Origin of the sequence: Brasilonema octagenarum UFV-OR1, assembly GCF_963888615.1 — a bacterium.
GTDB lineage: Bacteria > Cyanobacteriota > Cyanobacteriia > Cyanobacteriales > Nostocaceae > Brasilonema > Brasilonema sennae.
This window is the reverse complement of sequence record NZ_CAWPKW010000045.1, coordinates 1-26,506: the sequence shown is the minus strand read 5'-3', so window position 1 is coordinate 26,506 and position 26,506 is coordinate 1. Positions and strand designations below refer to the sequence as shown.

Annotated in this window: 29 protein-coding genes, 1 tRNA gene, 2 pseudogenes and 1 other annotated feature; of the genes and pseudogenes, 4 read left to right on the top strand and 28 right to left on the bottom strand. The window is 43.5% G+C overall.

Translation table 11 applies throughout. The annotated features are described in order from the left end of the window. Positions 1 to 199: 199 nt before the first annotated feature. The 12 genes from rplL to AC5590_RS02795 all read right to left on the bottom strand — a co-directional run bounded on the left by rplL (position 200) and on the right by AC5590_RS02795 (position 7,363). Complete coding sequence (gene rplL, locus AC5590_RS02850) at positions 200 to 592, bottom strand: 50S ribosomal protein L7/L12 (protein ID WP_169262959.1); 393 nt, start codon at positions 590 to 592, stop codon at positions 200 to 202. Positions 593 to 655: 63 nt separating this feature from the next. Beyond that, positions 656 to 1,249 carry a 50S ribosomal protein L10 gene (gene rplJ, locus AC5590_RS02845; protein ID WP_169262958.1) on the bottom strand — a complete coding sequence of 198 codons (594 nt, stop codon included), beginning with the start codon at positions 1,247 to 1,249 and terminating at the stop codon, positions 656 to 658. A gap of 82 nt (positions 1,250 to 1,331) precedes the next feature. Then, positions 1,332 to 1,530 (bottom strand) — a sequence feature (ribosomal protein L10 leader region). Positions 1,531 to 1,588: 58 nt separating this feature from the next. Continuing rightward, positions 1,589 to 2,305 (bottom strand): 50S ribosomal protein L1, encoded by a 717-nt coding sequence (gene rplA / locus AC5590_RS02840; RefSeq protein ID WP_169262957.1) that lies wholly within the window; start codon positions 2,303 to 2,305, stop codon positions 1,589 to 1,591. 96 nt (positions 2,306 to 2,401) lie between these two features. Next, complete coding sequence (rplK, locus tag AC5590_RS02835; RefSeq protein WP_169262956.1) at positions 2,402 to 2,827, bottom strand: 50S ribosomal protein L11; 426 nt, start codon at positions 2,825 to 2,827, stop codon at positions 2,402 to 2,404. Positions 2,828 to 2,833: 6 nt separating this feature from the next. Beyond that, positions 2,834 to 3,475, bottom strand: coding sequence for a transcription termination/antitermination protein NusG (gene nusG / locus AC5590_RS02830; protein WP_169262955.1), 642 nt, complete (start codon positions 3,473 to 3,475; stop codon positions 2,834 to 2,836). Beyond that, entirely contained in the window at positions 3,472 to 3,696 is a 225-nt protein-coding gene (gene secE / locus AC5590_RS02825) for a preprotein translocase subunit SecE (RefSeq protein WP_169262954.1), read from the bottom strand. The genes nusG and secE overlap by 4 nt, the downstream gene beginning before the upstream one ends. Before the next feature lie 193 nt (positions 3,697 to 3,889). Then, positions 3,890 to 3,962, bottom strand: a tRNA-Trp gene (locus tag AC5590_RS02820). A 147-nt stretch (positions 3,963 to 4,109) separates the two neighbouring features. Then, the gene (gene rplS / locus AC5590_RS02815; protein ID WP_169262953.1) at positions 4,110 to 4,472 is read right to left on the bottom strand and encodes a 50S ribosomal protein L19; all 363 of its coding nucleotides are present in this window, start codon (positions 4,470 to 4,472) and stop codon (positions 4,110 to 4,112) included. 783 nt (positions 4,473 to 5,255) lie between these two features. Next, the gene (locus tag AC5590_RS02810; RefSeq protein ID WP_169262951.1) at positions 5,256 to 6,176 is read right to left on the bottom strand and encodes an RNA polymerase sigma-70 factor; all 921 of its coding nucleotides are present in this window, start codon (positions 6,174 to 6,176) and stop codon (positions 5,256 to 5,258) included. Further along, positions 6,173 to 6,586: a hypothetical protein gene (locus AC5590_RS02805; protein WP_169262950.1), complete on the bottom strand. Its 414-nt coding sequence runs from the start codon at positions 6,584 to 6,586 to the stop codon at positions 6,173 to 6,175. Before AC5590_RS02805 ends, AC5590_RS02810 begins: the two co-directional genes overlap by 4 nt. A gap of 10 nt (positions 6,587 to 6,596) precedes the next feature. Further along, on the bottom strand, positions 6,597 to 7,067 hold the full coding sequence (locus AC5590_RS02800; protein ID WP_169262949.1) for a carboxymuconolactone decarboxylase family protein: 471 nt from the start codon (positions 7,065 to 7,067) through the stop codon (positions 6,597 to 6,599). A gap of 107 nt (positions 7,068 to 7,174) precedes the next feature. Then, positions 7,175 to 7,363: a ribbon-helix-helix domain-containing protein gene (locus AC5590_RS02795; protein WP_171977791.1), complete on the bottom strand. Its 189-nt coding sequence runs from the start codon at positions 7,361 to 7,363 to the stop codon at positions 7,175 to 7,177. 123 nt (positions 7,364 to 7,486) lie between these two features. Here AC5590_RS02795 and map point away from each other — a divergent pair, with 123 nt between their 5' ends. Beyond that, the gene (gene map / locus AC5590_RS02790; protein WP_169262948.1) at positions 7,487 to 8,302 is read left to right on the top strand and encodes a type I methionyl aminopeptidase; all 816 of its coding nucleotides are present in this window, start codon (positions 7,487 to 7,489) and stop codon (positions 8,300 to 8,302) included. A 121-nt stretch (positions 8,303 to 8,423) separates the two neighbouring features. Here map and AC5590_RS02785 read toward each other — a convergent pair. From AC5590_RS02785 to AC5590_RS02770, 4 genes and pseudogenes are all read right to left on the bottom strand, one after another. Beyond that, positions 8,424 to 8,694 (bottom strand): annotated as a pseudogene (locus AC5590_RS02785) (efflux RND transporter permease subunit); the annotation flags it as partial. 300 nt (positions 8,695 to 8,994) lie between these two features. Continuing rightward, positions 8,995 to 10,059: a formylglycine-generating enzyme family protein gene (locus tag AC5590_RS02780; RefSeq protein WP_246162871.1), complete on the bottom strand. Its 1,065-nt coding sequence runs from the start codon at positions 10,057 to 10,059 to the stop codon at positions 8,995 to 8,997. A gap of 33 nt (positions 10,060 to 10,092) precedes the next feature. Continuing rightward, positions 10,093 to 13,365 carry an efflux RND transporter permease subunit gene (locus tag AC5590_RS02775; RefSeq protein WP_169262947.1) on the bottom strand — a complete coding sequence of 1,091 codons (3,273 nt, stop codon included), beginning with the start codon at positions 13,363 to 13,365 and terminating at the stop codon, positions 10,093 to 10,095. Between the two features lie 23 nt (positions 13,366 to 13,388). Continuing rightward, positions 13,389 to 14,735 (bottom strand): efflux RND transporter periplasmic adaptor subunit, encoded by a 1,347-nt coding sequence (locus AC5590_RS02770; RefSeq protein ID WP_248277110.1) that lies wholly within the window; start codon positions 14,733 to 14,735, stop codon positions 13,389 to 13,391. A gap of 884 nt (positions 14,736 to 15,619) precedes the next feature. On the opposite strand from AC5590_RS02770, the gene AC5590_RS02765 reads away from it, so the two are divergent. Then, positions 15,620 to 16,162 carry a phycobiliprotein lyase gene (locus AC5590_RS02765; protein WP_169262945.1) on the top strand — a complete coding sequence of 181 codons (543 nt, stop codon included), beginning with the start codon at positions 15,620 to 15,622 and terminating at the stop codon, positions 16,160 to 16,162. 10 nt (positions 16,163 to 16,172) lie between these two features. On the opposite strand, the pseudogene AC5590_RS02760 reads toward AC5590_RS02765, so the two are convergent. Further along, positions 16,173 to 16,505: pseudogene (locus AC5590_RS02760) on the bottom strand (Uma2 family endonuclease); the annotation flags it as partial. Between the two features lie 151 nt (positions 16,506 to 16,656). Between AC5590_RS02760 and AC5590_RS02755 the strand changes: the two are divergent. After that, complete coding sequence (locus AC5590_RS02755) at positions 16,657 to 16,782, top strand: hypothetical protein (RefSeq protein WP_256379292.1); 126 nt, start codon at positions 16,657 to 16,659, stop codon at positions 16,780 to 16,782. A gap of 54 nt (positions 16,783 to 16,836) precedes the next feature. Here AC5590_RS02755 and AC5590_RS02750 read toward each other — a convergent pair whose 3' ends face one another. The 8 genes from AC5590_RS02750 to AC5590_RS02715 all read right to left on the bottom strand — a co-directional run bounded on the left by AC5590_RS02750 (position 16,837) and on the right by AC5590_RS02715 (position 22,933). Beyond that, positions 16,837 to 17,019 carry a hypothetical protein gene (locus tag AC5590_RS02750; protein ID WP_169262943.1) on the bottom strand — a complete coding sequence of 61 codons (183 nt, stop codon included), beginning with the start codon at positions 17,017 to 17,019 and terminating at the stop codon, positions 16,837 to 16,839. A gap of 14 nt (positions 17,020 to 17,033) precedes the next feature. Further along, positions 17,034 to 17,483 (bottom strand): type II toxin-antitoxin system RelE/ParE family toxin, encoded by a 450-nt coding sequence (locus AC5590_RS02745; RefSeq protein ID WP_169262942.1) that lies wholly within the window; start codon positions 17,481 to 17,483, stop codon positions 17,034 to 17,036. Positions 17,484 to 17,749: 266 nt separating this feature from the next. After that, complete coding sequence (locus AC5590_RS02740; protein WP_498822780.1) at positions 17,750 to 18,013, bottom strand: hypothetical protein; 264 nt, start codon at positions 18,011 to 18,013, stop codon at positions 17,750 to 17,752. A gap of 59 nt (positions 18,014 to 18,072) precedes the next feature. Then, the gene (locus AC5590_RS02735) at positions 18,073 to 18,330 is read right to left on the bottom strand and encodes a ParE family toxin-like protein (protein WP_169262941.1); all 258 of its coding nucleotides are present in this window, start codon (positions 18,328 to 18,330) and stop codon (positions 18,073 to 18,075) included. Next, a complete protein-coding gene (locus AC5590_RS02730) occupies positions 18,308 to 18,529 on the bottom strand; it encodes a hypothetical protein (RefSeq protein WP_169262940.1) in 222 nt (73 codons plus the stop codon). The genes AC5590_RS02735 and AC5590_RS02730 overlap by 23 nt, the downstream gene beginning before the upstream one ends. 133 nt (positions 18,530 to 18,662) lie before the next feature. Then, entirely contained in the window at positions 18,663 to 20,375 is a 1,713-nt protein-coding gene (locus AC5590_RS02725) for a diflavin flavoprotein (protein WP_169262939.1), read from the bottom strand. 39 nt (positions 20,376 to 20,414) lie between these two features. Continuing rightward, entirely contained in the window at positions 20,415 to 21,170 is a 756-nt protein-coding gene (locus tag AC5590_RS02720; RefSeq protein ID WP_169262938.1) for an alpha/beta fold hydrolase, read from the bottom strand. 38 nt (positions 21,171 to 21,208) lie between these two features. Further along, the gene (locus tag AC5590_RS02715; protein ID WP_169262937.1) at positions 21,209 to 22,933 is read right to left on the bottom strand and encodes a diflavin flavoprotein; all 1,725 of its coding nucleotides are present in this window, start codon (positions 22,931 to 22,933) and stop codon (positions 21,209 to 21,211) included. A gap of 168 nt (positions 22,934 to 23,101) precedes the next feature. Between AC5590_RS02715 and AC5590_RS02710 the strand changes: the two genes are divergently transcribed. Next, the gene (locus AC5590_RS02710; RefSeq protein ID WP_211178235.1) at positions 23,102 to 23,977 is read left to right on the top strand and encodes a pantothenate kinase; all 876 of its coding nucleotides are present in this window, start codon (positions 23,102 to 23,104) and stop codon (positions 23,975 to 23,977) included. Here AC5590_RS02710 and AC5590_RS02705 read toward each other — a convergent pair. The 3 genes from AC5590_RS02705 to AC5590_RS02695 form a co-directional block, all read right to left on the bottom strand. Further along, on the bottom strand, positions 23,968 to 24,816 hold the full coding sequence (locus AC5590_RS02705) for an alpha/beta fold hydrolase (RefSeq protein WP_169262936.1): 849 nt from the start codon (positions 24,814 to 24,816) through the stop codon (positions 23,968 to 23,970). The genes AC5590_RS02710 and AC5590_RS02705 overlap by 10 nt on opposite strands. Before the next feature lie 856 nt (positions 24,817 to 25,672). Next, on the bottom strand, positions 25,673 to 26,167 hold the full coding sequence (locus AC5590_RS02700) for an NUDIX hydrolase (protein WP_169262935.1): 495 nt from the start codon (positions 26,165 to 26,167) through the stop codon (positions 25,673 to 25,675). A gap of 2 nt (positions 26,168 to 26,169) precedes the next feature. Then, on the bottom strand, positions 26,170 to 26,346 hold the full coding sequence (locus tag AC5590_RS02695) for a hypothetical protein (RefSeq protein ID WP_169262934.1): 177 nt from the start codon (positions 26,344 to 26,346) through the stop codon (positions 26,170 to 26,172). Positions 26,347 to 26,506: the final 160 nt, after the last annotated feature.

The following is a 26,506-nucleotide window of genomic DNA, read 5'->3' as shown; positions in this document are numbered from 1 at the left end:
AAATTAGGACACTGAAACTTGATAGTCAAGTTCTCAACTCGTTCAAGCAAAGATTTTTTGTTACCCCTGGTTTTTGTTTGTCCAAGTAATTTTCCATAATACCGCGTTGATTTATTCTCAATGAAAAAAAGGCAGCAGCCCACACCAAACTGGTTACTGGACTGCTGCCTTTTCGTAATTAAGAATTACAAATTATGAACTACTTGACAGTTGCCTTACCGCCAGCATCTTCCAACTGCTTCTTAGCTTGTTCAGCAGCTTCCTTGGCGATCGCTTCCTTAACTGGTTTAGGCGCAGATTCTACCAAGTCTTTGGCTTCTTTGAGACCCAAGCCTGTCAATTCCCGTACAATCTTGAGTACAGCAATCTTCTTATCAGCTGGGACTGATTCGAGAATGACGTTAAACTCGGTTTGCTCTTCTACTGGTTCAGCAGCAGCAGGTGCACCACCACCGGGAGCAGCCATAAAGCCTCCAACTGGTGCTGCAGCACTGACGCCAAAGGCTTCTTCAATTTGCTTCACCAATTCAGATGCTTCCAGCAAGCTCAAGGTTTTTAGTTTTTCCAAAATTTCATCAGTTGCAGTAGACATGGATATAACTCCTGTTATGTTGATAAATTATTTGTTAGTTGTTCTGCCTAGCACTAAAACTAACTAGGAAGCACTTTCTTCAGATTCGCCGCCTTTTTCGTGATCAGCGTCAGAAGCGCTTTCAGATTCGCCGCCTTTTTCCTGATCAGCGACAGCCTGCAAGGCACGAGCCAGCGAACCGGGAACCTCGTTGATACCCACAGCAATCTTGGTAGCCAAGGCGTTGATCGCTCCGGCAATTTGTGCCATGAGTTGTTCTTTGGATGGCAAATCTCCTAGAGCTTTGACATCAGGCTCTTGCAGCAGGCGACCTTCCATAACGCCGCCGCGAATTTCTGTTTTCTTGCTGGCTTTTTGGAAATCTTGGTAAGCCTTAATTGCTGCAGAGAAATCGTCTTTAACCAACAAAAAGGCAGAAGAGCCTTTGAGCAATTCTGACAACACTTGCCATTTTTCGTCGTCTTTAATGGCAATGCCCATCAGGGTGTTTTTAGTCACCTTACAAACAGTACCAGAGGGACGCAGGCGTCGCCGCAGGTCTGTGATTTCAGCAACTGTTAGTCCTTGGTAGTCAATCACCAGTGCTAGTTGAGACTGACTCAAAGTTTCTTTGAGTTCAGTAACTATTGCTTTTTTGTCTTCTATCGTTCTAGGCATCCATCTCACCTCCTTAACAAATCAGCTTTCAGGTATTGGCTGTTAGGTTTTTGCCAACTGCTGACCACTATGACAGTGATCGCTTAAAAACAATAAACCCCAGCTCTCGCAGCCGGGGTTTAGTGGTATAGACACCTTATACAGTGCGTGTATACCTTATCATCCTTATGCCGCAGTACTCACGCTTGTTATGCGTGGCACTGGTAGCAATTGGGGCGAAAACCTCGGCAGGACATTAAGCCAATGGCACCTGCTGTCTTGGGCTATTGCCTATTTTATTTTGTTAGCAACCTTCAGTTGTTTGTCGTTTGTCATGTACTAATCGATGACATAACGATATTATGCTGCTTCTGTGAGTTTCAAATCGCGTAGGGCGTTAATATCTACGCTAATTGATGGCCCCATTGTGGCAGAGACATACACTGTGCGCCAGTAACGACCTTTAGCTCCTGAAGGACGGTTACGGTCGATTGTTTCTTGCAACGCCTTCAAGTTTACTAGTAAGTCTTCTGGTGAGAACGACACCTTACCAAACATAACATGGACAATGCCAGTCCGGTCAGCTCGGAACTCTAATTTACCTGCTTTGAATTCTGCGATCGCACCGCCTAAGTCAAATGTTACTGTGCCACCTTTTGGTGACGGCATCAAACCACGCGGACCAAGTAACTTACCAAGCTTCGCTACCTGAGGCATAATATCAGGTGTGGCAATAAGCTTGTCAAAGTCCATTCTACCTTTTTGAATTTCGTCAATTAGTTCTTCTGAACCAACAACATCAGCACCCGCATTGGTTGCTTCTGTGACCTTTTCCCCTCTTGCAATCACTGCTACTCGCACTGTTTGTCCTGTTCCTTTGGGCAGTACGACTGTTGTTCGCAGCTGTTGATCAGTATATTTTGGATCAATGCCTAAGCGGATATGCGCTTCTGCAGCTTCGGGAAACTTTGCTGTTGCTGTTTCTTTAAGAAGGGATAACGCCTCTATGGGTGTATAATCCCTCTCTTCAACTTTTCCTAGTAACGCCTGCATTCGGCGTGATAGTTTTTTTGCCATTTTTCTCTCTCCTGGGGTGAATTGCGAGGCTTTACCTCTCCCCCGAATAATTTTTCATTTGTCCTAAGTCAATTGTCTAAAGCCAAGGACTTATAACTAACCTGTAACTGTTACGCCCATGTTTTTTGCAGTGCCTTCGATGATGTTCATCGCTGCTTCTACATCATTAGCGTTAAGATCCGGCAGTTTGGTTTGGGCAATTTGCCTCAATTGTTCTCTAGTAATTGACCCAACTTTTCTTTTGTTAGGTTCACTGGAGCCTTTGTCAATTTTTGCTGCTTTAGTAATGAGTACTGATGCAGGTGGAGTTTTGAGGACAAATGTAAAACTCCGGTCTTCAAACACCGAGATTTCTACAGGAATTACCGTTCCAACTTGATCAGATGTCTTGGCGTTGTACTCCTTGCAGAACATCATGATATTAACGCCGTGTTGACCCAAAGCGGGACCCACTGGCGGTGCTGGGTTGGCTTTACCAGCATTTAGGGCCAATTTAATGACCGCTACGATTTTCTTCGCCATTCTTATTTAGCTCTGTTTTTGAACCTGATTAAATTCCAATTCTACTGGTGTTTCCCGTCCAAAAATCGAAAGCAAGGCTTTTAGTTTACTCCGTTCTGGACTGACTTCAATTACCTCACCTTCAAAGTCTTTAAACGGACCAGAAAGCACGACTATCTTATCACCTGTAGCCATGTCAATCTTGACGACTGGCTCTTGTTCGCTGGTCTGTTTGAAGATTCTTTCTACTTCTGTATGACCTAGGGGCATTGGTTTTACGTGACCGCGACCTTTGCCAGTGCCACGCTTTTGTTCTGCTCCCACGAAATTTATCACATGAGTAGTATTTCTTACTACCTGCCAGCTATCATCGTCCATCATCATCCTTACCAGCACATAGCCCGGGAAAACTTTCTCTTCCGTATGCTGGCGACTACCGTCTTTACGGATTTTTACGGCTGGTGTGTGTGGAATTTCCACTTGAAGGATTTTCTCAGATAAATCGAAGGTCTGAATCCGCTGCTCTAAGTTTGTCTTGACACGCTTCTCACAGCCAGAGGCTACTTGCACTGCATACCAGCGGGCTTCGTGAGAAGCTTCTGACGCTGTATCTGCGGCATCCTCTGACTGCAGCGTCGCATTGTAATCTCCGTCTGTTGCAAAACTCATCCGAACACCTGTTGTGCTGCCCAAGTAAATAATCTATCTACCAAAAATATCAGAGATGCGGAGAGAGTCACCATTAACAGTACAGCCGCTGATTCACTCACTAGCTGCTTGCGACTGGGCCAAACCACTTTGTCGAACTCTTCTTTTATCCCATTTACAAAGTTCGTTACGCCAGACCCATTGCTTGACTCTGTTATTTCTGCTTCGTTTTTTTTAGTCACGTCGCTTCTCTCCCCTTATTCCTGATACAAACAACTGTTAAGCGTTAATTTTTACCTTTTGTTAAGATTTAGTATTCAAACTTAACTTGTCCGACGAAGCAATAAGCTGTACACACAAAAATTATACCCGAAATTTTCAATCATGCTGCTCTTTTAGCAGATGTTGCATAATTTTCGGGTTTTTTTGTGACAGCGCGCCCTGGAGGACTTGAACCCCCGACATCAGGTTTTGGAGACCTGCGTTCTACCAACTGAACTAAGAGCGCACAGGCTGGCTTTTATTCAGTTATTGCACTTAATCTAACCCATTTTAACACAACTTGGCAATTTTTTTCTTTGAGCTTGATTCAGGGAACAAATGAGCGGCTGCTGCCGCTTTTTGTTGAACCCTTCCCATATCTTGCTTTGTTGAATTATAAAGCGCGGTCAAAACGCTGCTTGATTCGGGTAGCTTTACCAACACGCTTACGCAGATAATAAAGTTTAGCACGCCTTACCTTACCACGACGCAAGACTTTGATGTTGTCTATGCGAGGAGAATGCACAAGGAACACTCGTTCAACTCCCACACCTTGGAAAACACGACGAACAGTAATCGTTTGATTAATACCGCCATTGCGCTTACCAATCACGACTCCTTCATAGGGTTGTATGCGGTATTTGTCGCCTTCCTTAATTTTGACTCCGACTTTGACAGTATCGCCTACAAATATTTCAGGCAAATTAGATTTTAGTTGTTCCGCTTCAATTGAGCGGATGATCTCTTGAGTATTCATAGTCCCGGAAAAAAATCCACAATCAACAATAATAAATCCATAACTACTTTACAGTCTAGTCATTTAAAATAGAGAATTTTTAACCACAACGTCAACAATTAGGGGTGTAAGGGTGTAGGGGTGTAGGGGAATGAACGCGCGGGTGTAAGGGTGCAGGGGTGTAGGGGTGTAGGGGAAATGATTTATTCGTTAGTACAGCCCACCATAAATGAGGTACGGAATTCGCTGGTTGGATAAACTTTGTCTAGGGTCGTCAAAATTTTGATTTGCGACCCCTTTTTATAGTGACGTGTAGTTAGTTTCCACAATGAGCGAAATTTAGGGGAAGAAAGTAAAATACTCTTACCCCTAACACCCTAACACCCTAACACCCCTTCTTCCTCTCCCTAACCACCAGTAACCCAAACTCTGGGGGCTGCAATCGTTACAGCGCGTGCTTTGTCACCAATGCGATATGCGTAAGCGCAAGCGCACGCCCAGAGGGCGAACGCGCACGCAAAGTTTTGGCACACGCTTTCCTCGAATATAAAAGTTACTTTCTGTGTTGAGGAGGCGCGGGACTACTGCCAGGTAATGGCGAAAGCCGGGTGATGGGCAGGTAAAAAAGAAAAATCCCGCGCCAGGTGAAGCGAAGGCGCGGGAGCAAAAATATACAGGAGACCAACAAATGGTCAGAGATTAAAGAATATCACCTTTTGCGATCATCTTCAGCGATCGCCCACAATCTTCACAATCAAAAAAGACAGTAACATCACCACATTTAACCTGAAGTTCGACGTGTACTCAGTGAGGCTGTGCTAATTGACATTTGATATTTGAGTCAGCCAATTGTTTGAGTTTGTCTGGATTCACAACAATAAAAACAGATTGAATCCGCTCATCCTTAAAATCAAATGTCATAACACTGTGAAGATGATACTGCAAAGTAGCCCCTACGCGAACGCCAATATAGTTAATAATGCCTGGTTGGTCATTAACCTTAGCAATTCGAGACACATAATTTGCAAGTTTCTTGCTCCGAATTGCCAGCAAGAATTTAGCAACCTTAACACTTCCATGTAGTGGCTTCAATGCGGCTGTCACCTGACCACCACCATCTGACCAAAGGGTAATGTCTTCTGCTAGCAAACCAATCAATCCTTGCAAGTCTCCGACATTGCAAGCTTGCAGGAATTTCTCGGTCATCTGTTCTCGGCTGTGTAATGAAACTTCAAAACGAGGTCGCCTAGATGTTAAATGCTGCTTTGCTCGTCGCACAATTTGCCGACAGTTCGTTGGACTTTTATCTACAATTTGTCCAATTTCCTCATAGTCATAATCAAACACTTCCCGCAGCAAAAAAACTGCCCGTTCCAAGGGCGAGAGCGTTTCTAGTAATACGAGAAAAGCGGTTGAGAGAGTATCTACCAATTCGACTGTCTTTGCTGGATCTGGCATCTGTTCGGTAAGAATGGGTTCTGGAAGCCAAGGTCCCACATATTGCTCTCGTTGGACACGGGCAGAACGCAGGTGGTCGATGCAGAGTCGTGTGATAATGCTGGAGAGATACGCTTTGGCAGATTGTACGGTGTCTTCTGCCACTTGCTGCCATCGCAAAAAGGTTTCCTGTACCATATCTTCTGCATCAACCACACTGCCCAGCATTCGGTAAGCGATTGAGAACAGGAAAGGACGATGTTGGTTGAACTCCTCTAGCCGATTCATGCTATTCTCTCTTCATCTCGTAGCTTTTGTATTGCCCACACTCCTACGCCACAGCCTAACAGTTCAGTGAGGAAAAGCAGGACAGCCGTGACTTGGAATAGGAGTTGCCAATTGCCAGGTGGGATTTGAGAGATGTGATCTGGGCTAATAGCAATGAAATGATTGTACACGCCAAAAATTAGCGATCCCAACATCGAAACCAGCAATAGAACAACACCCATGCGACTCAATGGTGTCCACAGGAGTACCATTGCCACAAGTGGAACAGTCAGGATAACTGTAACAATAAACACTGCCTGACTAGGAGTGACAGGAACCGGAATCGATACGTGTGCTAACGCGTGTAGAATATTAACGATGGTATGAACAATGACTGCTGCTGTTCCATACCATGCAATTTGACGTGTCATAATGTACCTCCTAGGCTGATTTTTGTATTTGTATCTGATAGCTACCTGGAATCATCTGTGTGGCGATCGCTATTCGATTCCATCCATTGATCGCAACAATTGCCATGAGGATTTGTGCAATTTGGTTGGCATCAAAATAATGACTGACTTCCTCATACACGTCATTGGGAACGTGGTTTTTCGTAATCATGGTTACAGCCTCAGTTAATGCCAACACGGCTCGTTCTTCAGGCGTGAAAAATTGAGTTTCGTGCCAAGCATTCAACGCATAAATCCGTTGCTCGCTTTCGCCGTGATGTCTAGCGTCTTTCGTGTGCATATCGATGCAAAAGGCACAACCATTGATTTGAGACGCCCGGATTTTGATCAATTCCACCAAGGTTTTACTAAGCCTGCTTGCTGCAAGATACTTCTCTAGCTCAAACATTGCTTTATAGGCAGCAGGCTCAACGGTTTTTAGGTCAATTCTTTGCACCGTCATAATTCCTCCTCGTCTACTTCCATAAAGGACTCATTAAATTAGACGAGGAAGACCGTATAGTTGTGACAACCGGTAGAATAACAAGATTTTTGCTGAGGGGGCGATCGCTAATCCTGGTTGCCCGCAATCAACGCTTGTGATACTTTTTGTCGTCGTTCCTGAAGTTTATTTTCAATCAGTTTGGCAAGAAGCCAGGAAATAGAGCGTTCTTCCTCTTGTGCCCATGCCTCTAACTCTGCTTTCAGTTCCGGGGAAATGTAGGTTGTTACACCAGACAATAGAGTTTTGCCGCCCATTTCAAAATTTATGTATTGCGTAGATAGTACTTACCATAGCATTTTACTATAGCTTTTATTGTCTTATATTTATATAAGCTAAGCTATGCTACAATAGCATAGTTAAATTTTACCTCTCTCGGTATGAATATCCTTGATAACCTCTTCACCCAGCCCGTTACTCAACGGCAAAGTCGTGGTATCAGCGTCAAGTCTCAACGTGAAATTGAAATTATGCGTCAAGCAGCTTCGATTGTTGCAACTGTGCTCAAAGAGATTTCTCAAATAGTGCAACCTGGGATGACGACTGGTGACTTAGATGCTTACGCAGAGAAACGCATCCGAGAAATGGACGCAGCACCCAGTTTCAAGGGATACCACGGCTTTCCTGGCTCTATCTGCGCTTCGATTAATCATGAAGCCGTGCATGGCATCCCCAGTTGTAAGCGGATGATTCGTTCTGGAGATGTTTTGAAGGTTGACACAGCAGCTTGTTATCAGAACTTTCACGGTGATTCTTGTATCACTATTGCCGTGGGTAAGGTGCCCCCAAAGACAGAAAAGTTCATTCAGGTTGCCGAAGAGGCACTCTACAAGGGAATTGAACAAGTCAAAGCAGGAGCGTATCTGATGGATATTGCGGGCGCTGTTCAAGACTATGTAGAGGCACATGGCTTGAGTGTTCTTGAAAACTACACTGGGCACGGGATTGGTCGCAACATGCACGAAGAACCTTCAGTGTTCAACTTTCGTACTCGTGAAATGCCAAATGTGAAACTCCGAGCTGGAATGACATTGACAATCGAACCCATTGTGACTGCTGGTTCTAAAGTGACCCGTACTCTATCAGACCGTTGGACTGTAGTCACATTAGACAAATCTTTAGCTGCTCAGTTTGAACATACATTGCTTGTGACTGACAATGGATACGAAATCTTAACTGACCGTACAAAGGTTTAGGAATTCGTCAAACCAAGCAGGTAGTCAGGCAATACGGTTCGGTAGTGTCGGTATCTATCCCCTTGCAAGCACCGAGGAAGAAGAACAACAGAAGCAGGAGTGGAGAAAAGAACGGAGTGGCTCACCATTTCCTCAACTTATCCAGCCTACCGAACACCGGCTTTGCCCATTTCCCACCCAGTACATCGTGCAGCAGAATGTAAAAACAGGGGATGAGAAATAGTGTTAGCATTGTGGCGTTCGCGTAGCGTGCCGCAGGCATTCGCCATCCCAAAAAACACAACAATCCCCAATGGCTGTAAAAACTCTGAACCTTCACCAATACCCAAAGCTAAGGGGAACAGCCCCAAGATAGTCGTGACTGTAGTCATCATAATCGGACGCAAACGTTGAGCCTGCTTGCTTGAATCGCAATTTTAATCGTCTCATCGTTTACCGCTACGACGATTTTTCCTCTTGTTTTTGGGTTTGCTTCTAGAATGTCCCGGGACAGTTATTGTTTTTTTGTAAGGACGAACATAGCTGGTTTCTTTCTCTTTTTTCTTCCCAGTTACAAGTAAAATTATTCCAGCAATAATTAAAACTATTACAAATAGCGTAAGGTTAGATAGTTTCATTTTTTGCTTTAGGTAGACGAACCATTATTCAACTTCAACCGATATCGATTTAGTTTCTCTTTTGCGAACATTTATTTAAGAAAAAACTACTCGAAAGCCGAGGTAAGTTCCTTGTTCATCAATTCGAGCCTTTTTGCGAGATGCTGAACGACAATTTCCTGGAGGATCAGCCCAAGAACCTCCTCTAATTACACGAAGTTGGCTATCTCTATCATTGAGCCATGCCGTACCATCATTGGGCGCTTTGTTATAGCTATTATGCCAGTGATCCATGCACCACTCCCAAACTAACCCATGCATATCATATAATCCGAATGTGTTTGCAAACTTGAAGTTATCAACAGGAGTAGTTTGATTAGGAAAAACTCCTCTTGAAAATTTAAGATCTTCACAATCTTTATAGTTCGCTAAATCAGGAGTAATAATATCTCCAAAGTAAAATAAAGTTTTAGTCCCAGCACGACAGGCATATTCCCATTCAGCTTCACTGGGTAATCGGTAGTAGCGATCTGTCTTTTGGGAAAGGCGATCGCAGAATTCAACAGCATCGTCCCAGCAAACTTGTTCTACAGGATAGCTGTCTCCCTTGAATTTAGAACAATCAACTACCAAGGGGCGATTGATCTGTGGTAAGCAGGCTACAGCTTTCCATTGTTTTTGAGTAATGGGATATTTCCCTATAAAAAAGGAATTAACAGATACCGGATGTTGAGGATATTCTGAGCTACTTGCATTTATTTGTTCAGATGATCCCATAAAAAAATTTCCATTAGCAATGGCGATCATCTCCAATTCCACTCCACCACCCAAATCTTCAACAAAATAGCTAGCCTCCTTGCGACGAGCGTTGATGATTGGTTTTTTTACGAATCCGAATAGTCTAGAGGACTTAAGTTCGACTTCTGCATATTCAAACCGATACTTCCGAAGACTGGGCTTGAGCTTAAGTTGCGCTGTGAGTTCTTTGTTTTTTTCCGCATTTAAATCATATTGTTTGTTTTGTAAGGTGTTTTTAGTTTCAATAGCTTTTCCTACTTTTTTCTGTATGCTTTTAGGCTCACGGGTTGTAGATAGAAACGATACAGGTTGAAGTTGCTTTTCAATTTCATCTAAGCTATCACCAAGCTCCTTGGGAGTCACAGCAACAAAGGCTGGTTACCCCAACGGAGTGGCTCACCATTTCCTCAACTTACCCAGCCTACCGAACACCGGCTTTGCCCATTTCCCACCCAGTACATCGTGCAGCAGAATGTAAAAACAGGGGATGAGAAATAGTGTTAGCAGTGTGGCGATCGCCATCCCAAAAAACACAACAATCCCCAATGGCTGCAAAAACTCCGAACCTTCGCCAATACCCAAAGCTAAGGGGAACAGCCCCAAGATAGTCGTGACTGTGGTCATCATAATCGGACGCAAACGTTGAGGGGCAGCTTTGAGAATGGCAGTGCGGCGATCGCAACCTTCCTCCTCACGAATTTGGTTTGCCAGTTCTACCATGAGAATTCCCGCGTTCACCACAATACCCACCAACAGCACCGCACCGACTATCACCGTTGCACCAATGGCTGTTTTAGTGACGTAAAGTCCAAAAATCCCTCCAGCTAAAGCGAGTGGTACAGTCAACATAATGATTAAAGGGTCAATCAGCGAGTTGTATTGCACAGCCATGACGACGAAAATTAAGAACGTCGCTAGCGCACCCATAGTTTTCAATGAGTTTTGTAACTGCTGATTCGTTTCCTGTGCGGAACTTGGTACAATTGTAACGCCATCAGGCAACTTAATACCCTTGACTATTTCGTTTACTTGTGCAAGGGCGTCACCCAAACTAGCTCCCTCGCTTAAGTTCCCTGCAATCACAAAAACTTGACGTTGGTTAATTCGCTGAACCTCTCCTGGTGCTTGACCTTCTTCAATACGCGCAACGTCCGAAAGGCGGACTTGTTGGTTATTTTGTGTAAATAGCGGTAATCCTTGTAACTGAGAAGGACGCTCAATTGCTTCTTGATTTAACTCTACACGCACATCAACTAGGCGGTTACCGCGTTGAATTTGCGTGGGAACTGAACCTTCAATAGCAGTTTGAATTGTTTCACCAATTTGTTGCGCTGTTAGTCCCAAAGTTGCAACTCTTTCCCAGTCAGGACGAATTTGTACTTCTGGTTGACGCGGATCAGCATCTGGTCGAAATCTAGCGAGTGTAGCCTTTTCTTCTAAAGCTTGCAGCAGTTGCCTACTTGCTTGCTGTAAGTTTTGTTCATTGTTACCTTGCAGAATAACATCAACTTCTGAACCTTGCGCTGGGGTATTACTCAAGATTAAACCGCGTACCTGACCAGGACTCAAGCGCAGCAAAATTCCTGCTAAATTGAGTTTGTTAAATTCCCGAGTAACCTTTTGGACAAATTTTTCAACATCCTTATCTGGTTTGAGATTGATAGTGCTGCTGGCACGCAGAGGATTTTCTGTTGTGTTGCTACCAAAGAGAAAACCACCTACGGTTGAGAAAACATAGTCAGTTTCTGGCTGCTTCATCAAGATATCATCCACAGCCTGCATAACTTTCTGAGAAGTTGCTAAAGGTGTACCTGGAGGAAACTGCACTCTTAAATTGGCTTGTCCTGTATTGATGCGTGGTAAGATTTCTTGAGAAATTTGACCTGCCATGAATAAGGTGCCACCGCCTAAAATCAGAAAAACGATAGTGACGGCTATTATCCGATAACGTATAACGTTCTTTAACAACTTACCGTATAAGATTGTTGCATCTTCAAAACGATGATTAAACTGGCGCAGTAACCAGAACTCTCTGATACGACTAGACCAAGGAATTGCCAGAAGTCGAGAACACAGCATGGGTACGACTGTGACAGCGACAACCAAGGAAGCGGCGACTGCAAAGCCAATCGTCAGAATCATCTCATTAAATAGCAGTGAGATAAAGCCGCCAATGAGCAAGAATGGGACTACAGAAACTAAGTTGGCAGCAGTGGCAGCGATTAATGCAGATTCGACTTCTTGGGAAGCTGCAATTGTAGTGTCGATAAAGAATTTTGAATTGGGTTTTTTCCCCATTTCTTTATCTGCCAATTTCTCCGTCTCTTTTTGATTGGGAGTCATGGCTGTTTTTTCAGCAACGTTCTCCAAAATGACGACTGAGGTATCAATGGCTTGACCAATTACTAAGGTAAAACCTGCTAAACTGAACACATTCAAAGTCAAGCCGAATAGTTTCATTAAGGCGATCGACGCCAAAGTACACAGCGGAATTGCCAAACTAATAATAAATGTTTGCCGTATTGATCCTAAAAATAACAGCACAGCTACTGCTGCTAACAACGCCCCAGAAACTGCTGAGGTGATCACATCATTCAACGAATTACGAATGAAGCGAGATTCATCTGTTGTGGGAGTCAAAACCATATCCTGTGCAATTAAGCCAGAACCTCGTAATTGCTCAATTCGTTTCTTAACCCCATCTACAACGTTGATTGTATTGGCATCAGGCTGCTTTTGAATTGAAACTTTCACCGCTGGCTGACGGTTTAAATAAACAAAGATTCGCTGTTCTTCTGTACCATCACTGACTTCAGCGAAGTCTCGTAGATAAACGCGGCGAGGAGGGGATGATGTGGATGAGGTGGATGATGTGGATGAGGGGGATGATGAAGATGAGGAGACTTGAAAGGAGAGGTTGCTGATTTCATCTGCGTTTTTGAACCGTCCCACTGTGCGGGTTAATGGTTCAGAATTTTTCCCTAAAATTCGACCACCTGATATATCTTGGTTTCTGGCTGTAAGTTGATTGAGTACATCAGTTAACCCAACACCCAAAGCTTGCAAACGGTTTAAGTCAACAAGTACTCGTACTTCTTCTTCAGCAGCACCAGAAATATCAACAGAAGCAACTCCTTGTACAACACTGAGTTCGCGAGACAGTTCCTCATCTGCAAATACCCGCAAATCTTTACCTTGTAGTGAGGAAGATGTCAGCGCCAATTCGTAGATTGGTTGTTGGGAAGGGTCAAATTTAAATATACGCGGTTCTTCAATCGTATCTGGCAGTTGTCCTCTACCTCGGTTAAAAGCAGCAGTCGCATCATTTAGAGCCTGCTCGATATCGCCTCCTGGCTGGAAAAATAAATCAAGGCTAACCTGTCCCTCACGAGTACGGGAAAAAACTTGCACTACATTCTCAGTAGCTGATAAAGCTTCTTCCAAAGGTCTAGTGATTTCATCTACCGCCACTTCAGGTGATATACCAGGTGCTTCCAGCCGCACACCAATCCGCGGATAAGTAATTGATGGTAGTAAATCAACTTGGATGGTTGTTAGAAAAAATATCCCAACAACAATTACCGCCACGGTGAGCATGAGTGTGCCTATATGCTGGCGAATTGAAATGGCGCTAATACTAAATCCGCTAGTCTGGTTTACCTGCTGCATGATACTAAGTGGTGAGTACTGCTTTATGATTGTTGCTCAGAAAGAATAGAAAGACGTACAATACTGCGGTCTTTCAACGGTTTGCCACTACGAGTTACAAATTTTTCTCCTGGTTGCAAGCCAGATAAAACTTCTACATTACCATCAGATCTTTCCCCAAGCGTTACAGTTCTCTCTGTCACCGTTGCTTTCTCACCTGTTTGGGCTACAACAAATACTGTCCCTTGACGATTGGAATTTGGAGATTGGGCAGAAGAGGAAGAAGCTGTTGTGTTCTGTTTTTGTTGATCTGTCCTTGCTCCCCCATCTCTTCCTTGAAGTGCTGTCTCAGGTATGATGACTCGCGCTTGTGTCTGGGTTTCAAAATTGACTCTTGCCAATAAACCACTGCCAATTTTTCTGTCGCTGTTGGAAATGACGACTTCAACAGGTATCAAACGAGCTGTCGTGTCAGCAGCTGGGGAAATACGTGTCACTTGTCCAGTGTACGTTTGGTTTGCAAAGGCATCTAAACGCACTTTAACTGATTGTCCTAAGCGGATTTTGCCCAGTTCTAATTCTGAAAGTTGAACTACGACTTTGACACGGCTAAAATCACCAAGCCTGACGACTTCGTTTCCTGCTTGCAGGAGATTTCCCGGTTCTGTGATCTTTTCTAAGACGACTCCAGTCACTGGAGATGTTAGCTTTGAATAAGAGCGGCGTTCTTTTGCTTCCGCAACGACAGCTTGTTGGGCGACGACTCGACCTTGTGCAGCTGCGAGGGCTTGCTGTTCTGTGCGGACTGTCTCTTGTGCAGCGCGGAGTGATTGGGCTGCAGTGAGGCTTTCGGTGCGTGATTGTTGGGCTACTTGTTGGGCGATCGCCCCCTCTTTCAAAAGTTGCTGCTGTCTTTGTGAGTCTGCCTGCGCTTGCACAAGTTCAGCTCTTAATCTTTCTACTTGCGCACGGGCGTTACTAATCTGAGCGTTTGTCCGTGCGACTTCTGACTTGAGTGCTGCTAGTTCTGCTTCTGCTTGATTTTGAGCGGTTCTCAGTAAGGCGTCATCTATCTGTGCGATGATTTGCCCTTGCTTAACAGCGTCACCTACATCCACATTCAACGCTAAAAGCTGCCCTTCGACTCGCGATCGCAATGACACTGTACGGAATGGTGTAGTCGTACCTGTATATTCTGGCTCTTCTCGCAACATGCCACTACGGGCAATGGATGCATCCACAGGGACTCCACTGTCTGCCTCTTGCCTACCTCTAGGACTTTGTGATTCAGCTTCTGCTGATTCATTTGGAAACGAACCGCAACCACCGGTTAGTAGTCCCACGCCTAGGATAGAAGCAATAAAAATCTTTTTTGTTGTATTAATTTGCATTTTTTTTAATATTGGCTGTCTCAAAAAACTGTCTGTGTTTTCTCTATTACCGCGTGTTAATTTGTGTGCTGTTTTGCGCTGCTGATTTCCTTCCAAAATCATCTGTACACTCCCCTCTCAGCCAGTTTTAGGTTAGCCGGGTCGTTTTGTTCTCTAAAATTTCATACTCTAAGTAAAAATAATTACTTAAAAAACAAAAGTAACCCTCTTACTTCCTGCAGTTTTGCCGGACATCTTGTTTTTTCTATGTTATGAATGCAAATTTTCTTTAAGTTATTATAACTATTTTTTAAGATTCCTTAACTCTGTCCAAGGGTTAGCTATTTCATCTAGTCGCAAAGGAAAACTTTACAGATTAAAACAGCCAAAAGGTGGTGAGACAGCTTTATGTACAGAAGTTTTACGCAAGGAGTGTGACTCGTGTTTCAAAGAGAAACGCTTTGCGATAAGGGCATCTTAGTAAGCGCAAAACCCACACTCTATACGATAGAGAAGTCTAAGGATTTATCAAAAAACAGTAAGCAGCACAAGCACTCATGTCTGCAAAAATAAGCCTTGTTTATGTAGACGAAGCTTTTTGTCTACAAGTTCCAACAATAACCACAAAATGTTTTTGTGAAAAAACTAAACTGTTCTTTCTCAGCTTCTTGCTTAAGATAGTTGTCAACAACTAGGGGGGTTTCCTCTTCCCCCTATACCCCTACACCCTTAGTTTGGTCAAAAAAACACAAATTCTTGCGTTTTTGAATGTAGCAAAACTATCAACAATTTTCATAAGAGCAAGATAAAATTAAGAAAAGTAAAGAAAATTAGTATTTAAGACAGAGATGGTGTATATAATCTCGAAACGATTGTAAGTTGACTTAATACGAGGAACAATAACGGTGACATCACAGATTAAATTTACACAAACTGCTGACGAATCTCTACTGGCAGAATTTTTTCAAGAATCAGTTGGTAAGTGGCGTTCGGAACGGCGCTACTACACACTACCAGATGGAGAAACTAAGGAAATGGTGAGTATGATCACCATTCGGTTTTTGATGCAGGGATGCGATGAATTGCAAAAGCTGGCTCAGATGCACGACCTACCTGATACAGTTAGTTTGATTTGTGGTAGCCAAGTGATTTTGGAAAGTGAGAATTCTGTGACGGGAAGGAAGGAATCTCAGGGTTCCACGATATTTGGTGCTTTGGGGAATGTGTTGTATCGCGATCGCGGTTTTGCCACAACCAAACCTATCAGCGCCCAATATTACTTCCCCAACTCCAAAACATTGTGTTTGCGAACAGAATACAACAATTCAGTGTTTGACGAAGAGTTAAAGCTGATTGGCAGCAAATACCGTACACGCCAATCTATCATATCTCGCGCTGGGGAACAGGTGATGATTGGTCAATATTTGGAGAAGAGAGTAGAGAGTTAGAAAGAATTTCTCATGTTATTTGTAACTCAAACCCTGGCAAAACTTCTTCCCCAGAAAGAAGCCCTGGGGTTTGAACGACTTCTATGGCTAACCCAGTTCGGTAAATCTCTACTTGCTCATCTTGAGGATTGATAAGCCAACCCAAACGTAAACCATTTTCTAGATACTCCTGCATTTTATCTTGCAGAGGTTTGAGGCGATCGCTCTGAGATCGCAGTTCAATCACAAAGTCAGGCATCAGTGGCGGGAATTTTTTACGCTGCTCAGCAGTTAGTGCTTCCCATCGTTCCAATTTTACCCAAGCAGCATCAGGCTATCGCTGTGCCCCATTTGCAAATTGAAATCGGCGATCGCGTGACTCACTCTGTCAATGCTAGCGTTGATGCCATCATTGACACCATTGAAAATCTGAAAGAAGTACCCTTGAAACAATTACAAATTTAAGCCTACGAACTGCACGAAAAGTTGCCAGAGTCCTTGGATTATCACAAAAAGTGGCTGGCAAGGACTTATCGAAACAAGATTTAATAGATGCGATTATGGAGTGCTGGCAGGAAAACAGTGCAGCAGTCGTAGATGCCTCAATACTGCAAGGGATAGGGGCTTTGGGTAAGGGTTAAAGGAAAAAGTAAAATTTCTTACCCCAAGCTCAGTAACTGGATCTCAAAACACAATTATGCTTCCCCAGGGATTGACGGTGGTGGTCTACCCGAAGATTCCTGATTGTCCTCGGAAGCGATCGCTGTTTCTAAAGCAAGTTTTTCTATTTCTTGTAGAAGTTCCTGCGTCTTCTGCTCGGCTCTTTTGCGAGCTTCTGGTGACATTTTCGCTCGAAGTATTTTAAAAGATTTAGCCATTACAGTTCACCTCCCTATTTCAAAGTACGCAGATGAACTGCATACTGCGCCTCTGCTACAGGGATATTCTTCTCGTACCACCGATTATCTCCAGTCTTATCTCCACCAACAAGGAGAATGGCAGTACGGTTGGGGTCAAAAGCATAAAGTACGCGATAAGGACGACCTGCGTGCTGAATACGCAATTCGCGTAGGCGAGAAAGCTTGGAACCATTGATTTTAGAGCTATGGCGGTCGCGAAGTGTCGGTCCCATCTTCTCAAGTAAACCGACTACGGCTGTAACGTCGATTTGTTCCTCCTCGCTCAAAGTATCCCACCACGCGCCAAATTTGTCAGTATACTCCACGCACCATTCTGTTGTTTCTTCCGTAGCATGGAAGGCGCATAAGGTCTGAGAAGACTTTTCAGTTTTCTTAAAGCTTGCGTTTTTCCCCTGGTTGTTGACTTGGCTGCGATTTAGCATTTTTTCCCCCTTTTTTTGTACATTCAGACACACGAATCCTATGATTCGGAATTTCTGAATAACATGGGAGAAATAAACTAAGTCATCGTCACACTAAGCCTCGATAAACAACTCAACGAACTATTTGTTTGCCAGTCACAAGCACAACTTACGTTGTAACTTGATTAGACAAATATGGGTTAACGGAACAAATATAACATTGCCTTGTCTTCAGTGTCAATTTTCTGCATAGCAATATTTGATAAACCGCAATTCTTCCGTCGGGTTTACCACAAACAGGGAGAAACGCTCTGGGCTTGACACTTCCCCGACTGAACAAATTTCGCTTGTCTAAGGTGAGGCTGGTTGTTGGTGTTGTGACCATCCCGACTAACTCCAGTGACGGTATTCTCATCGTGACCTATGGAATACAGAAGATGACCTGCACAAAATACTTGCAAGCTTGGTGATCTGCCGAACGCGAATGCGTGCGCTTTGCGCTTAGGCAGCAGCGAAGTTATCGCTCCAGAGGAGCGGGAGAAAAGCGCCATCGCTCAGTGGGGAAATGTGCACGACACAACCTGTTAGCTTTTATTGAACACTGTCTGTTTTAATCAATCAGCTTCTCATAGTTATCATGCGACCCAATCCAAATCCAGTAATAATTTTCTCCCTTCTTCAGGGCTAGCGCACGGTAGCCACCACTAATTCGAGCAGACCACAAGCCATCTCCCACTTTTTTGAAATGCAACGATGGATAAAACGGGTTATCGCGCCAAAGTCGATATGCTTTCCTTGCTTGGTCTTTCATTTCTGACGAAAGTTCGGCATAGGAATGCCAAAAATCAGGAGTTGTTAAGGATTTCATCGATTGGTTTGACACGATTTGCAGCAATATCTGCCTCAGCACGTTGCAGCAAACTATTAAGGCGACCAGATTTTACATCTGCTTCGATTTGTCTGTCCCAAGCCTGATCCAGATATGCCTGGAACCATTCTAAAAGCTTTCGTGCTTCAACTTCAGGCAGTTGTGCGATTGCTGTTTTAATTTGTGCAAGAGAACTCATTACTCAATGAATGAAAACGCATTCTGATTTTAACGTTGTTGAAGATATTGTGGTCAGTTACTTTTGGCGAAATGTAGAGACGTAGCATGTTACGTCTCTACATTGCTTACAATTCAAAATTTCAAACTCCAAATTAATAATGATTCCCCGACTTACGATGATGCACAGCAGTAATTCCCTTAGCGTCTAGTACTTTGCCATTATCCACGGTTGCATAAACAAGCCAATGGTCACCTACTTCCATCCGGTTTTTTACGGAGCACTCTAAATAAGCTAAGGCATCATTCAGAACAGGAGAACCATTTTCACCTTCTTTACTTGCGACGCCGTCGAATCGGTTTTGTCCTGGACCAAAAGGTTTGAGGAAGTGCTTCATTAAGCCGATGTGATTTCCTTCTTTCAAGACATTTAAGGCAAATTTACTACCAGAATGCGTCAGTGATTCCACTGCTCTGTCTTTTGCGACAGCAATTGTTAAACCAGGAGGATTAAAGCTTGCTTGCGATACCCAAGAGGCTAACATTGCACTGGAGATATCGCCTTGTTTTGCTGTGAGGATACACAGTGAACCAACAACGCGCCCGACTGCTTGTTCTGTAGTTGTGGCGCTTTGGCTTGGAGTGCGCACTTTTTTAGCTTTCTTGAGTGCTTGAGCAAAGTCGGTTCCTGCTTCTTCACACATTTGCAGGGTGGCATCATCAGGTTTAAACTTCACCCTGATAGTATCAAAACCAAATCGATAGCCAGCATCCTTCAGTTTACCCTCAATAATATCGACTGCTTCGCCACTCCAGCCAAAAGAACCAAAGACACCAGCAAGTTTGTTGTTAGTCGCAGTGGAAAGCACAATACCCAAAGCGACTTGCACGGGAGTCGGTGCATGACCTCCAAGTGTAGGAGAACCAATCACAAAGCCAGACGCTTTTTCCACAGCAGCCCTGATTTCTTCTGGTTCAGCAAATTCGCAGTTAATTGATTCTACAGCAACGCCCGCTTTTGTCATCCCACGAGCGATCGCTTGGGCAAGAGTCGCCGTACTTCCATACGCAGAAGCATAAATCAACGCCACAGATGTCTCTTGCGATGCTTGCTCCTGACACCATTGGCGATAAAACTCTGTTAGTTCGATTAAGCTGTAGCGTACCAGAGGTCCATGTCCAGTCGCATACATCCTCACGGATAAGTCGCTAAGTTTATCCAGTGCTGTTTCGACTTGACGAGCATGGGGAGCGATGATGCAATCAAAATAATAGCGTCTATCTTCGTTAAAGATTTCCCAACCTTCATCAAAAACTTGGTCGCCACAAATATGTGCTGCAAAAAGTTTATCTGTGTAGAGAATTTCTGTTTGCGGATCGTAGGTACAAAGTAGATCTGGGTATCGAGGATTGGGAGTGGGGATAAACTCTAGATCATGACCTTTGCCCAAATCTAAAGTTTCTTCCCCGCGCATCACCATCACTGGTAATTCTGGGTTTTCCAGTGCAGCACGCAAACTTTTTGCTCCTGGGTTGGAACACACAAAGGTGATTTGCGGTGCAAGTTCCAGCAAAGCTTTGAGAGTTGCGGCGCGGTTAGGGTTGACGTGACCAAGAATGACGTAATCAATTTCTTTGACATCAAAGCGTTGCTGTAACGATTTGAGGAAAATTTCTGTAAAAGTTTCTCCTGGAGGGTCAATCAGAGCGATTTTATCTCCTTTGATCAGATAAGTATTTGCTGTTGTCCCTTTTGCCAAAGCGTATTCTATCTCAAATCTTAGGCGTGTCCAACTGCGGGAACGAAGCACAGTTGTGTCTGTTGCGATGGGGTAAACTTGAACGTCACGAGGTTTAGTTTCTGGCATAGATCATATTTAATAAGGTTTAATATTGAACTGTGTGTTTTATGTAGAGGCGACTTTAGCTAGCATATCGGCGAGCTGAACAGGATGAGATAACATTGGGCTATGCCCGCTTCGAGGTAACTCAATTGCATCAACTCCAAGACGTTTGCGTGCAGCATATCGACACCATGCAGGTGAAAGCCAACGGTCTTCACCACAAACGATATATGTAGACTCAATATCTGGCCAAGCTTGTAGAGGACTGACCTCGCTTATATATAAAAACTGCTGATTGCGCAACTTCGGAAACGCCCAATGCGCCACATCTGAGGTACAGTCGTTAAAGATAAATTCTCTGGCGACAGCCTCGTCTTGTAAAGAGGTTATCCTCAGTGCTGCCGGATTGAACATATTTGGCTCATCGCTGAACTGCTCGAACTTATCAGCTTCTGGCAGGTTATAGCCTATTGCTTGGAGGAAATTAGGATCTAATTCGTCATAAAATTGGTCGAACAGACTTAAACCGATATGTGGAATCAGCCCAGCAATGAAAACAAGCTGACGCACTGGACGCTGGCTGGCAACCAGAGGAATAGTTAAGCATGCCATAGAGTGACCAACCAGCACCACATCGTCTTCAAATCCTTGCAGCGCCTTGTTCACAACTTCGGCATATTGAACAACACCAGCTGTGGGGTCTTCAATTGGGAGATCCACTGCTACCGTCTGATGACCACGCGCTTCTATCTCTTGGGTGAGTAGCTTCCAACACCAAGCGCCCAGGGAAGCACCGTGAACTAAACAGAAAAGAGTCATAAGCAGTTATCAGTTATCAGTAGAGCAGACTGGTGTTGTTAATAATGATTTCCGACTTTACGGTGGTGGGCTGCTGTTAGCGCTTCTGGCTTACTCACTCGTCCTGCGTATACGGTGCTGTACACAAGCCAGTGATCGCCGCCATCCATCCGACTTATAACTTCGCATTCCATATATGCTAGGGCGTCTCCAAGGATGGGTGCACCGTTTTCGGCTGGCTGGGTTTTCACTCCTTCAAAACGATCAGCACCTGGGGCGAAACGTTTGAGGAAGTGTTTCATCAATTTTTGATATTTACCTTCTTCCAAGACATTTAGGACAAATTTATCACCCACTTGCATCAGTGATTCAATTGCCCTATCTTTGGCGACAGCTATGGATATTCCTATAGGTTTGAAGCTGGCTTGAGAAACCCAAGAGGCTAACATGGCGCTGGATACATCACCTTTTTTGGCGGTGATAATATACAACCCACCACTGATTCTACCTAGCGCTTTGTCAACGTCAGCACCTAAGGATTTCATCTGCTTGACCGAGCGATCGCGTGTCACCCACTGTGCTATGTCTGTTCCGGATTCTTCACACTGCTTGTAAGTGTTTTCTGTGGGTGTTTGTTTGATCCGAATTCCTGGAAACGCTGCTATTAAGCCCAAATTCCGGAATTTACTCAGCAACGGGTCAATTGGTTCGTCATCACCACCGCCTGATTCAAAAATGCCCACTCCTTGTTTTTCATGAACTGAGCCTAAAATAGTGCTGATGGCAGCTTGGATATTTGCTGCACCAGAAGCTGGAGGCATTCCAACAACAATACCATCACAACGACCTACAAGTTCCCGTAATTCTTGTAAGTCAATGCCTGCACGTAAGTCTACCATTTCTGTAGCGACGCCAGTTTTGGTGATACCCGTGGCAATTGCTTGAGCTAGGCGAGTTCCATAGCCGTAATCTGATACGTAAAAGACTCCTATGGTAGTTTCTGCCTTCGCTTGTGTTTTGCTCCAAGTGCGATAACGCCCAGTGAGTTCGTCAACGTTATGTTGTAATAATGGTCCGTGACCTGTAGCAATCATGCTGATTTTTTCCAGTTCATCCATCCGCTTGAGAGCAGAGATAACTGAACGGGCATTGGGAGCCATCAGACATTCATAGTAATATTGATAGTCTGCTTCTATAGCTTTTAAGTCTTCGTCAAACGTGCTATCTGAGCAATAGTGCATCCCAAACGCATCACAGGTGAACAAAGTTTGGGTTTTGTGGTCAAAGCTAAAGATGGTGTCGGGCCAGTGTAAATTTGGTGCGATGACAAATTCTAGTTCGTGTCCGTTGCCTAGATCCAGGCGATCGCCATTCTTGACAATTTTCCGCTGAAACGGACGATGCACCATATTCTCCAAAAATTGGATAGCAACTTTAGAACCAACAACCGTTACATCCGGCGCAAGTTGCAAAACATCTTTGACTAAACCGCTGTGGTCTGGCTCAGTGTGACTGATAATAAGATATTGAATATCTGCTGGATCAACAAGATCTTTAAGGGTATCTAAATACAGCTGACGAAACTTTTCGTGGGAGGTGTCAACCAGCGCTATTTTTTCAGCGCGTATCAGAAATGAATTGTAGGTAGTACCGTTTTGTAGACCGAACTCGATATCAAAGCGATCGCGATCCCAATCCAAAGACCGAATTGCCGTCGTCTCGGAGGCAATCTCTACAGTCTCGATGGTTAGCTTTTTTTTGGTTTTTTCGGTGAGCGCTACCATAACTAGTCTCCTTAGCAATTGAGTATTTATTACTCTGTCCCTATTGTGACATGTTTATTTTGTAAATTTTGTTTAAAATTTTTATCCTCAGGTTAAAAAAAATAAAAGTATCAAATAGTGTTAGTATGTTGTTGCTTACAAGCCCAAACGTTGTCTTAGCAAACGAGGATGTCACTGGCTAATAGCTCTTTGTGGCTAGCTTTGATGATTGGAAATTCCCGACTGCATTGGGCGTACTTTACAGGCGATACGCTTATTTATGCTTGGGACACAGACTATCTACCAGCAGATGTTATTCAGCGACTGTCTCAATCTCAAACGTTGAAGGATTTATTACTAGAGATTTTCCCAAACGATGAAGCAACTGGGAAAGCAAGACACGGAAACATAGAAGATTCTCTAAAAACACTCTGCTCATCTGTGTCCTCTCCTCCTCCTATAATCCTAGCGTCGGTTGTTCCTAGTCAAACCGCACTATGGCAAAGTTATCCTAATGTTCGCATCCTTACTTTAGACCAAGTTCCTATAAAGGGAATTTATCCCACACTCGGAATTGATCGTGCGTTAGCTTTATTGGGTGCTGGGCAGAATTGGGGTTTTCCTATACTGGTGATTGATGCGGGGACAGCACTAACCTTCACTGGTGCGGATGCTAACCAACATTTGGTTGGAGGCGCAATTCTTCCAGGATTGGGCTTGCAGCTTGCTACTCTTGCTGGAAAAACAGGACAATTACCAACAGTAGAGTTACCCCAGCAACTTCCTTACAGATATGCTCTAAATACAAAAGAAGCAATACAAAGCGGGGTTATTTACACTCTAGTTGCTGGAATCAAAGATTTTATAGAGGCTTGGTGGCGGGATTTTCCGCAAGGGAATGTTGTGATGACTGGGGGCGATCGCACTTTGCTGGTAAATTATATGCGATCGCCCATGAAGGCTCCTAAAGGAGCATCGCAGTTTCCTGAGATTGTAGATAGTTTGAATGTTGAAGCGAATTTGATTTTTTGGGGAATGCAAAAAACACTTAAGAATTATGAGTAGTAAATTTCAGCATTATTTTTACTATTAATAAAGTTACGAATATCCCCACCCACAGCTGAGCTACAAGACTCTGGCAAATTATCCTCTGTGCTAGCGACTATTTTCAACTTTGTATGAGGAATATATTGAGCGTACAACTGACTCATGGCTATAGCTTCTTGGTTGTCTTTTTCACCTTGTAAAATTAAAACTGGGACTGTTATAAAGGATAATTCATCGTGTAGCAATTCTGCTTGAATTTCTAAGTGCTGGCGTTGGAAGAGAAGCTCACAAGCTGTGGGGTATTGCAGCATCACCTGATGCAACTGCCAATCCTGTTTAATGTTTTGATCCAAACCAAAGATTTTCATGAGCGGACGAAATAGTCGCAACAATTGAAACACAAGTGGTGGACGGTTTGCTATCCGCTGCATTTTCTCCCAACGCTTTTTTTGCCCTTGTATTTCTACACCCTCTGGGGCTAGTAACACCAAACCATTAATTTGTTCTGGATACTTCAAAGCATAACTAGCTGCAATCCAACTTCCAAGAGAATCTCCAACTAAATATACCCTTTCTTGCTTTAAAGCACGCTTTAGAGCCTGTAGCAATTGTCCTAAACACTCCACTTGCAAATCAATTGAATAATGAACATTCGGAAAATCTGACTCGCCAAATCCCAACAAATCTGGTGCAAAGCAATGGAAATCTTGTGCTAGCATCTCCATAACGGATATCCACTGGCTGCTATCTTTCCAAGTACCATGTAAGAAAATAATTGGAGTTCCTTCTCCAATCTCACGCCAGAAAAGCATTCCTTGAGAAGTCTTTATCCGGGAGTTACGGAATATAGAATGCATATTTAAGAATTTAATGTAAGCGTTATATTAAATATATTTTTATTTTGAGGTTAAGAGTTATTGCTAATAGAAAACTACAGAAATAAACTGAAAATTCAAATTTAGCTAAAAGCTTGCCATATCAGCCATATTTCTGAATTTTGAGAGAAGTCTGAGCGCCGGCTTCCGCCGATCACAACTTCGGTGATTTTGATTTGTCAAAGCTGTACTAGATTGTTACTATAAAATCATTTTATTTTTAGCCAACTACTAATTCTTAACTATAGCTCAATACGGTTCGGTTAAAGCAAAAAGCAGCGAACCAATGTAGATCGGGTTTCGCTAAGATTTTCCTACTTAGCTATTATTAGTCTCAAAACATACTCTGAAAAGTGGAGGAAGTAAGCGAGGTGTTTGTGTCAACACCTTTGCTTAATTTAGGCATTCACTGATTCAAAATTTGCGCTATTGTTGCACAACCAGGACACCAGATGCTCCTCTTGGGGTTCCCCCCAAGATGCCATTGACTCATAAATCGGGGGGCTTGAATGATTAGCTTGTGCATTTGTTTTTTGTGTATGAATAAATACATTTGCATGTATCCTTTTGTTTATTGGTAGAAAGATAAAAACGTAAAATAGAATGTTTGCGATTACTTAGCTACATTATGTTCCGTGTGCTTTCCCTTACTCACTGGTTTGTATCTCCACTTGCAGATGCACTTGTTGTATTCAAAGAACGCTGCTTTGTAAGTCCCAAAGGGACACGCTTCAAGGACGCCTCCGGTGTGCGTTTTGCACTTGGGCTAATACTGGATTCGTGGGCTTTGCGCTTAAGTAATGATATTTTGTCCTTAATTAAGTTGAGCTACTTTTGATTACGCTAATGTTGTCAAGCCATCTAAATAGTCTTGCAACTGGCGACTATGATCATGAGACATCTGTCCCGGAGGTAACGAATCCAGTGGAAAAGCCTGAATTTCCATGACTTCCAAAGTATCTTGAATTTCCATTTTTCCTTGGACTATTGCTTCAGCTACAATACAAATTGAATGAATTCTAGGATCACGATCTGGTGCGGAGTAGACACCAACTAAACGTCGAATTGATAGCAGTTCTAGTCCTGTTTCTTCCATCAACTCTCGTCGGATAGCATTGGGTACATCTTCTCCCCAGTCCACTATACCTCCAGGTAATGCCCATAGACCGTTGTCGCGCCGCCGGATCAGCACAATTCGACCATCAGGTAAAATCGGGATGATGCTCGTACCAGTAATGGGATGACGAAAGATAATGCCCAGTACGGTTTGCCCAATGCGCCATAAGTTACGTGTGGACTGAACAGCCACTGCAAAAAAAGCAAGAATGTTCAATTTTAAAATCTTTGGCTTGTAGTGTAGAGTTTTCCCCATTCACATTTTTCAACGGAAATGTTGAGTTGCAGATGATACAACAATGTTTGTGATTTGGGATTTTGTTCTAACGATTTACGTAGAATCAATGTAGATTCTAGCATTTGCTCAAACTCAAAGTCGTGTTTGTCTGAACACATACACTTATGACTCAAGCAAATTTTCAACTTTTCGCCAAAATATTATAGCTATAGCAGTCCTAAATGAGATTGTAAATTGTCTCATCAGGGCAAGTAACAGGGAACAGGGTTGGGATGAACCCGGACAAAAACGGACAACCTTCTACAAAATCCTCACTAA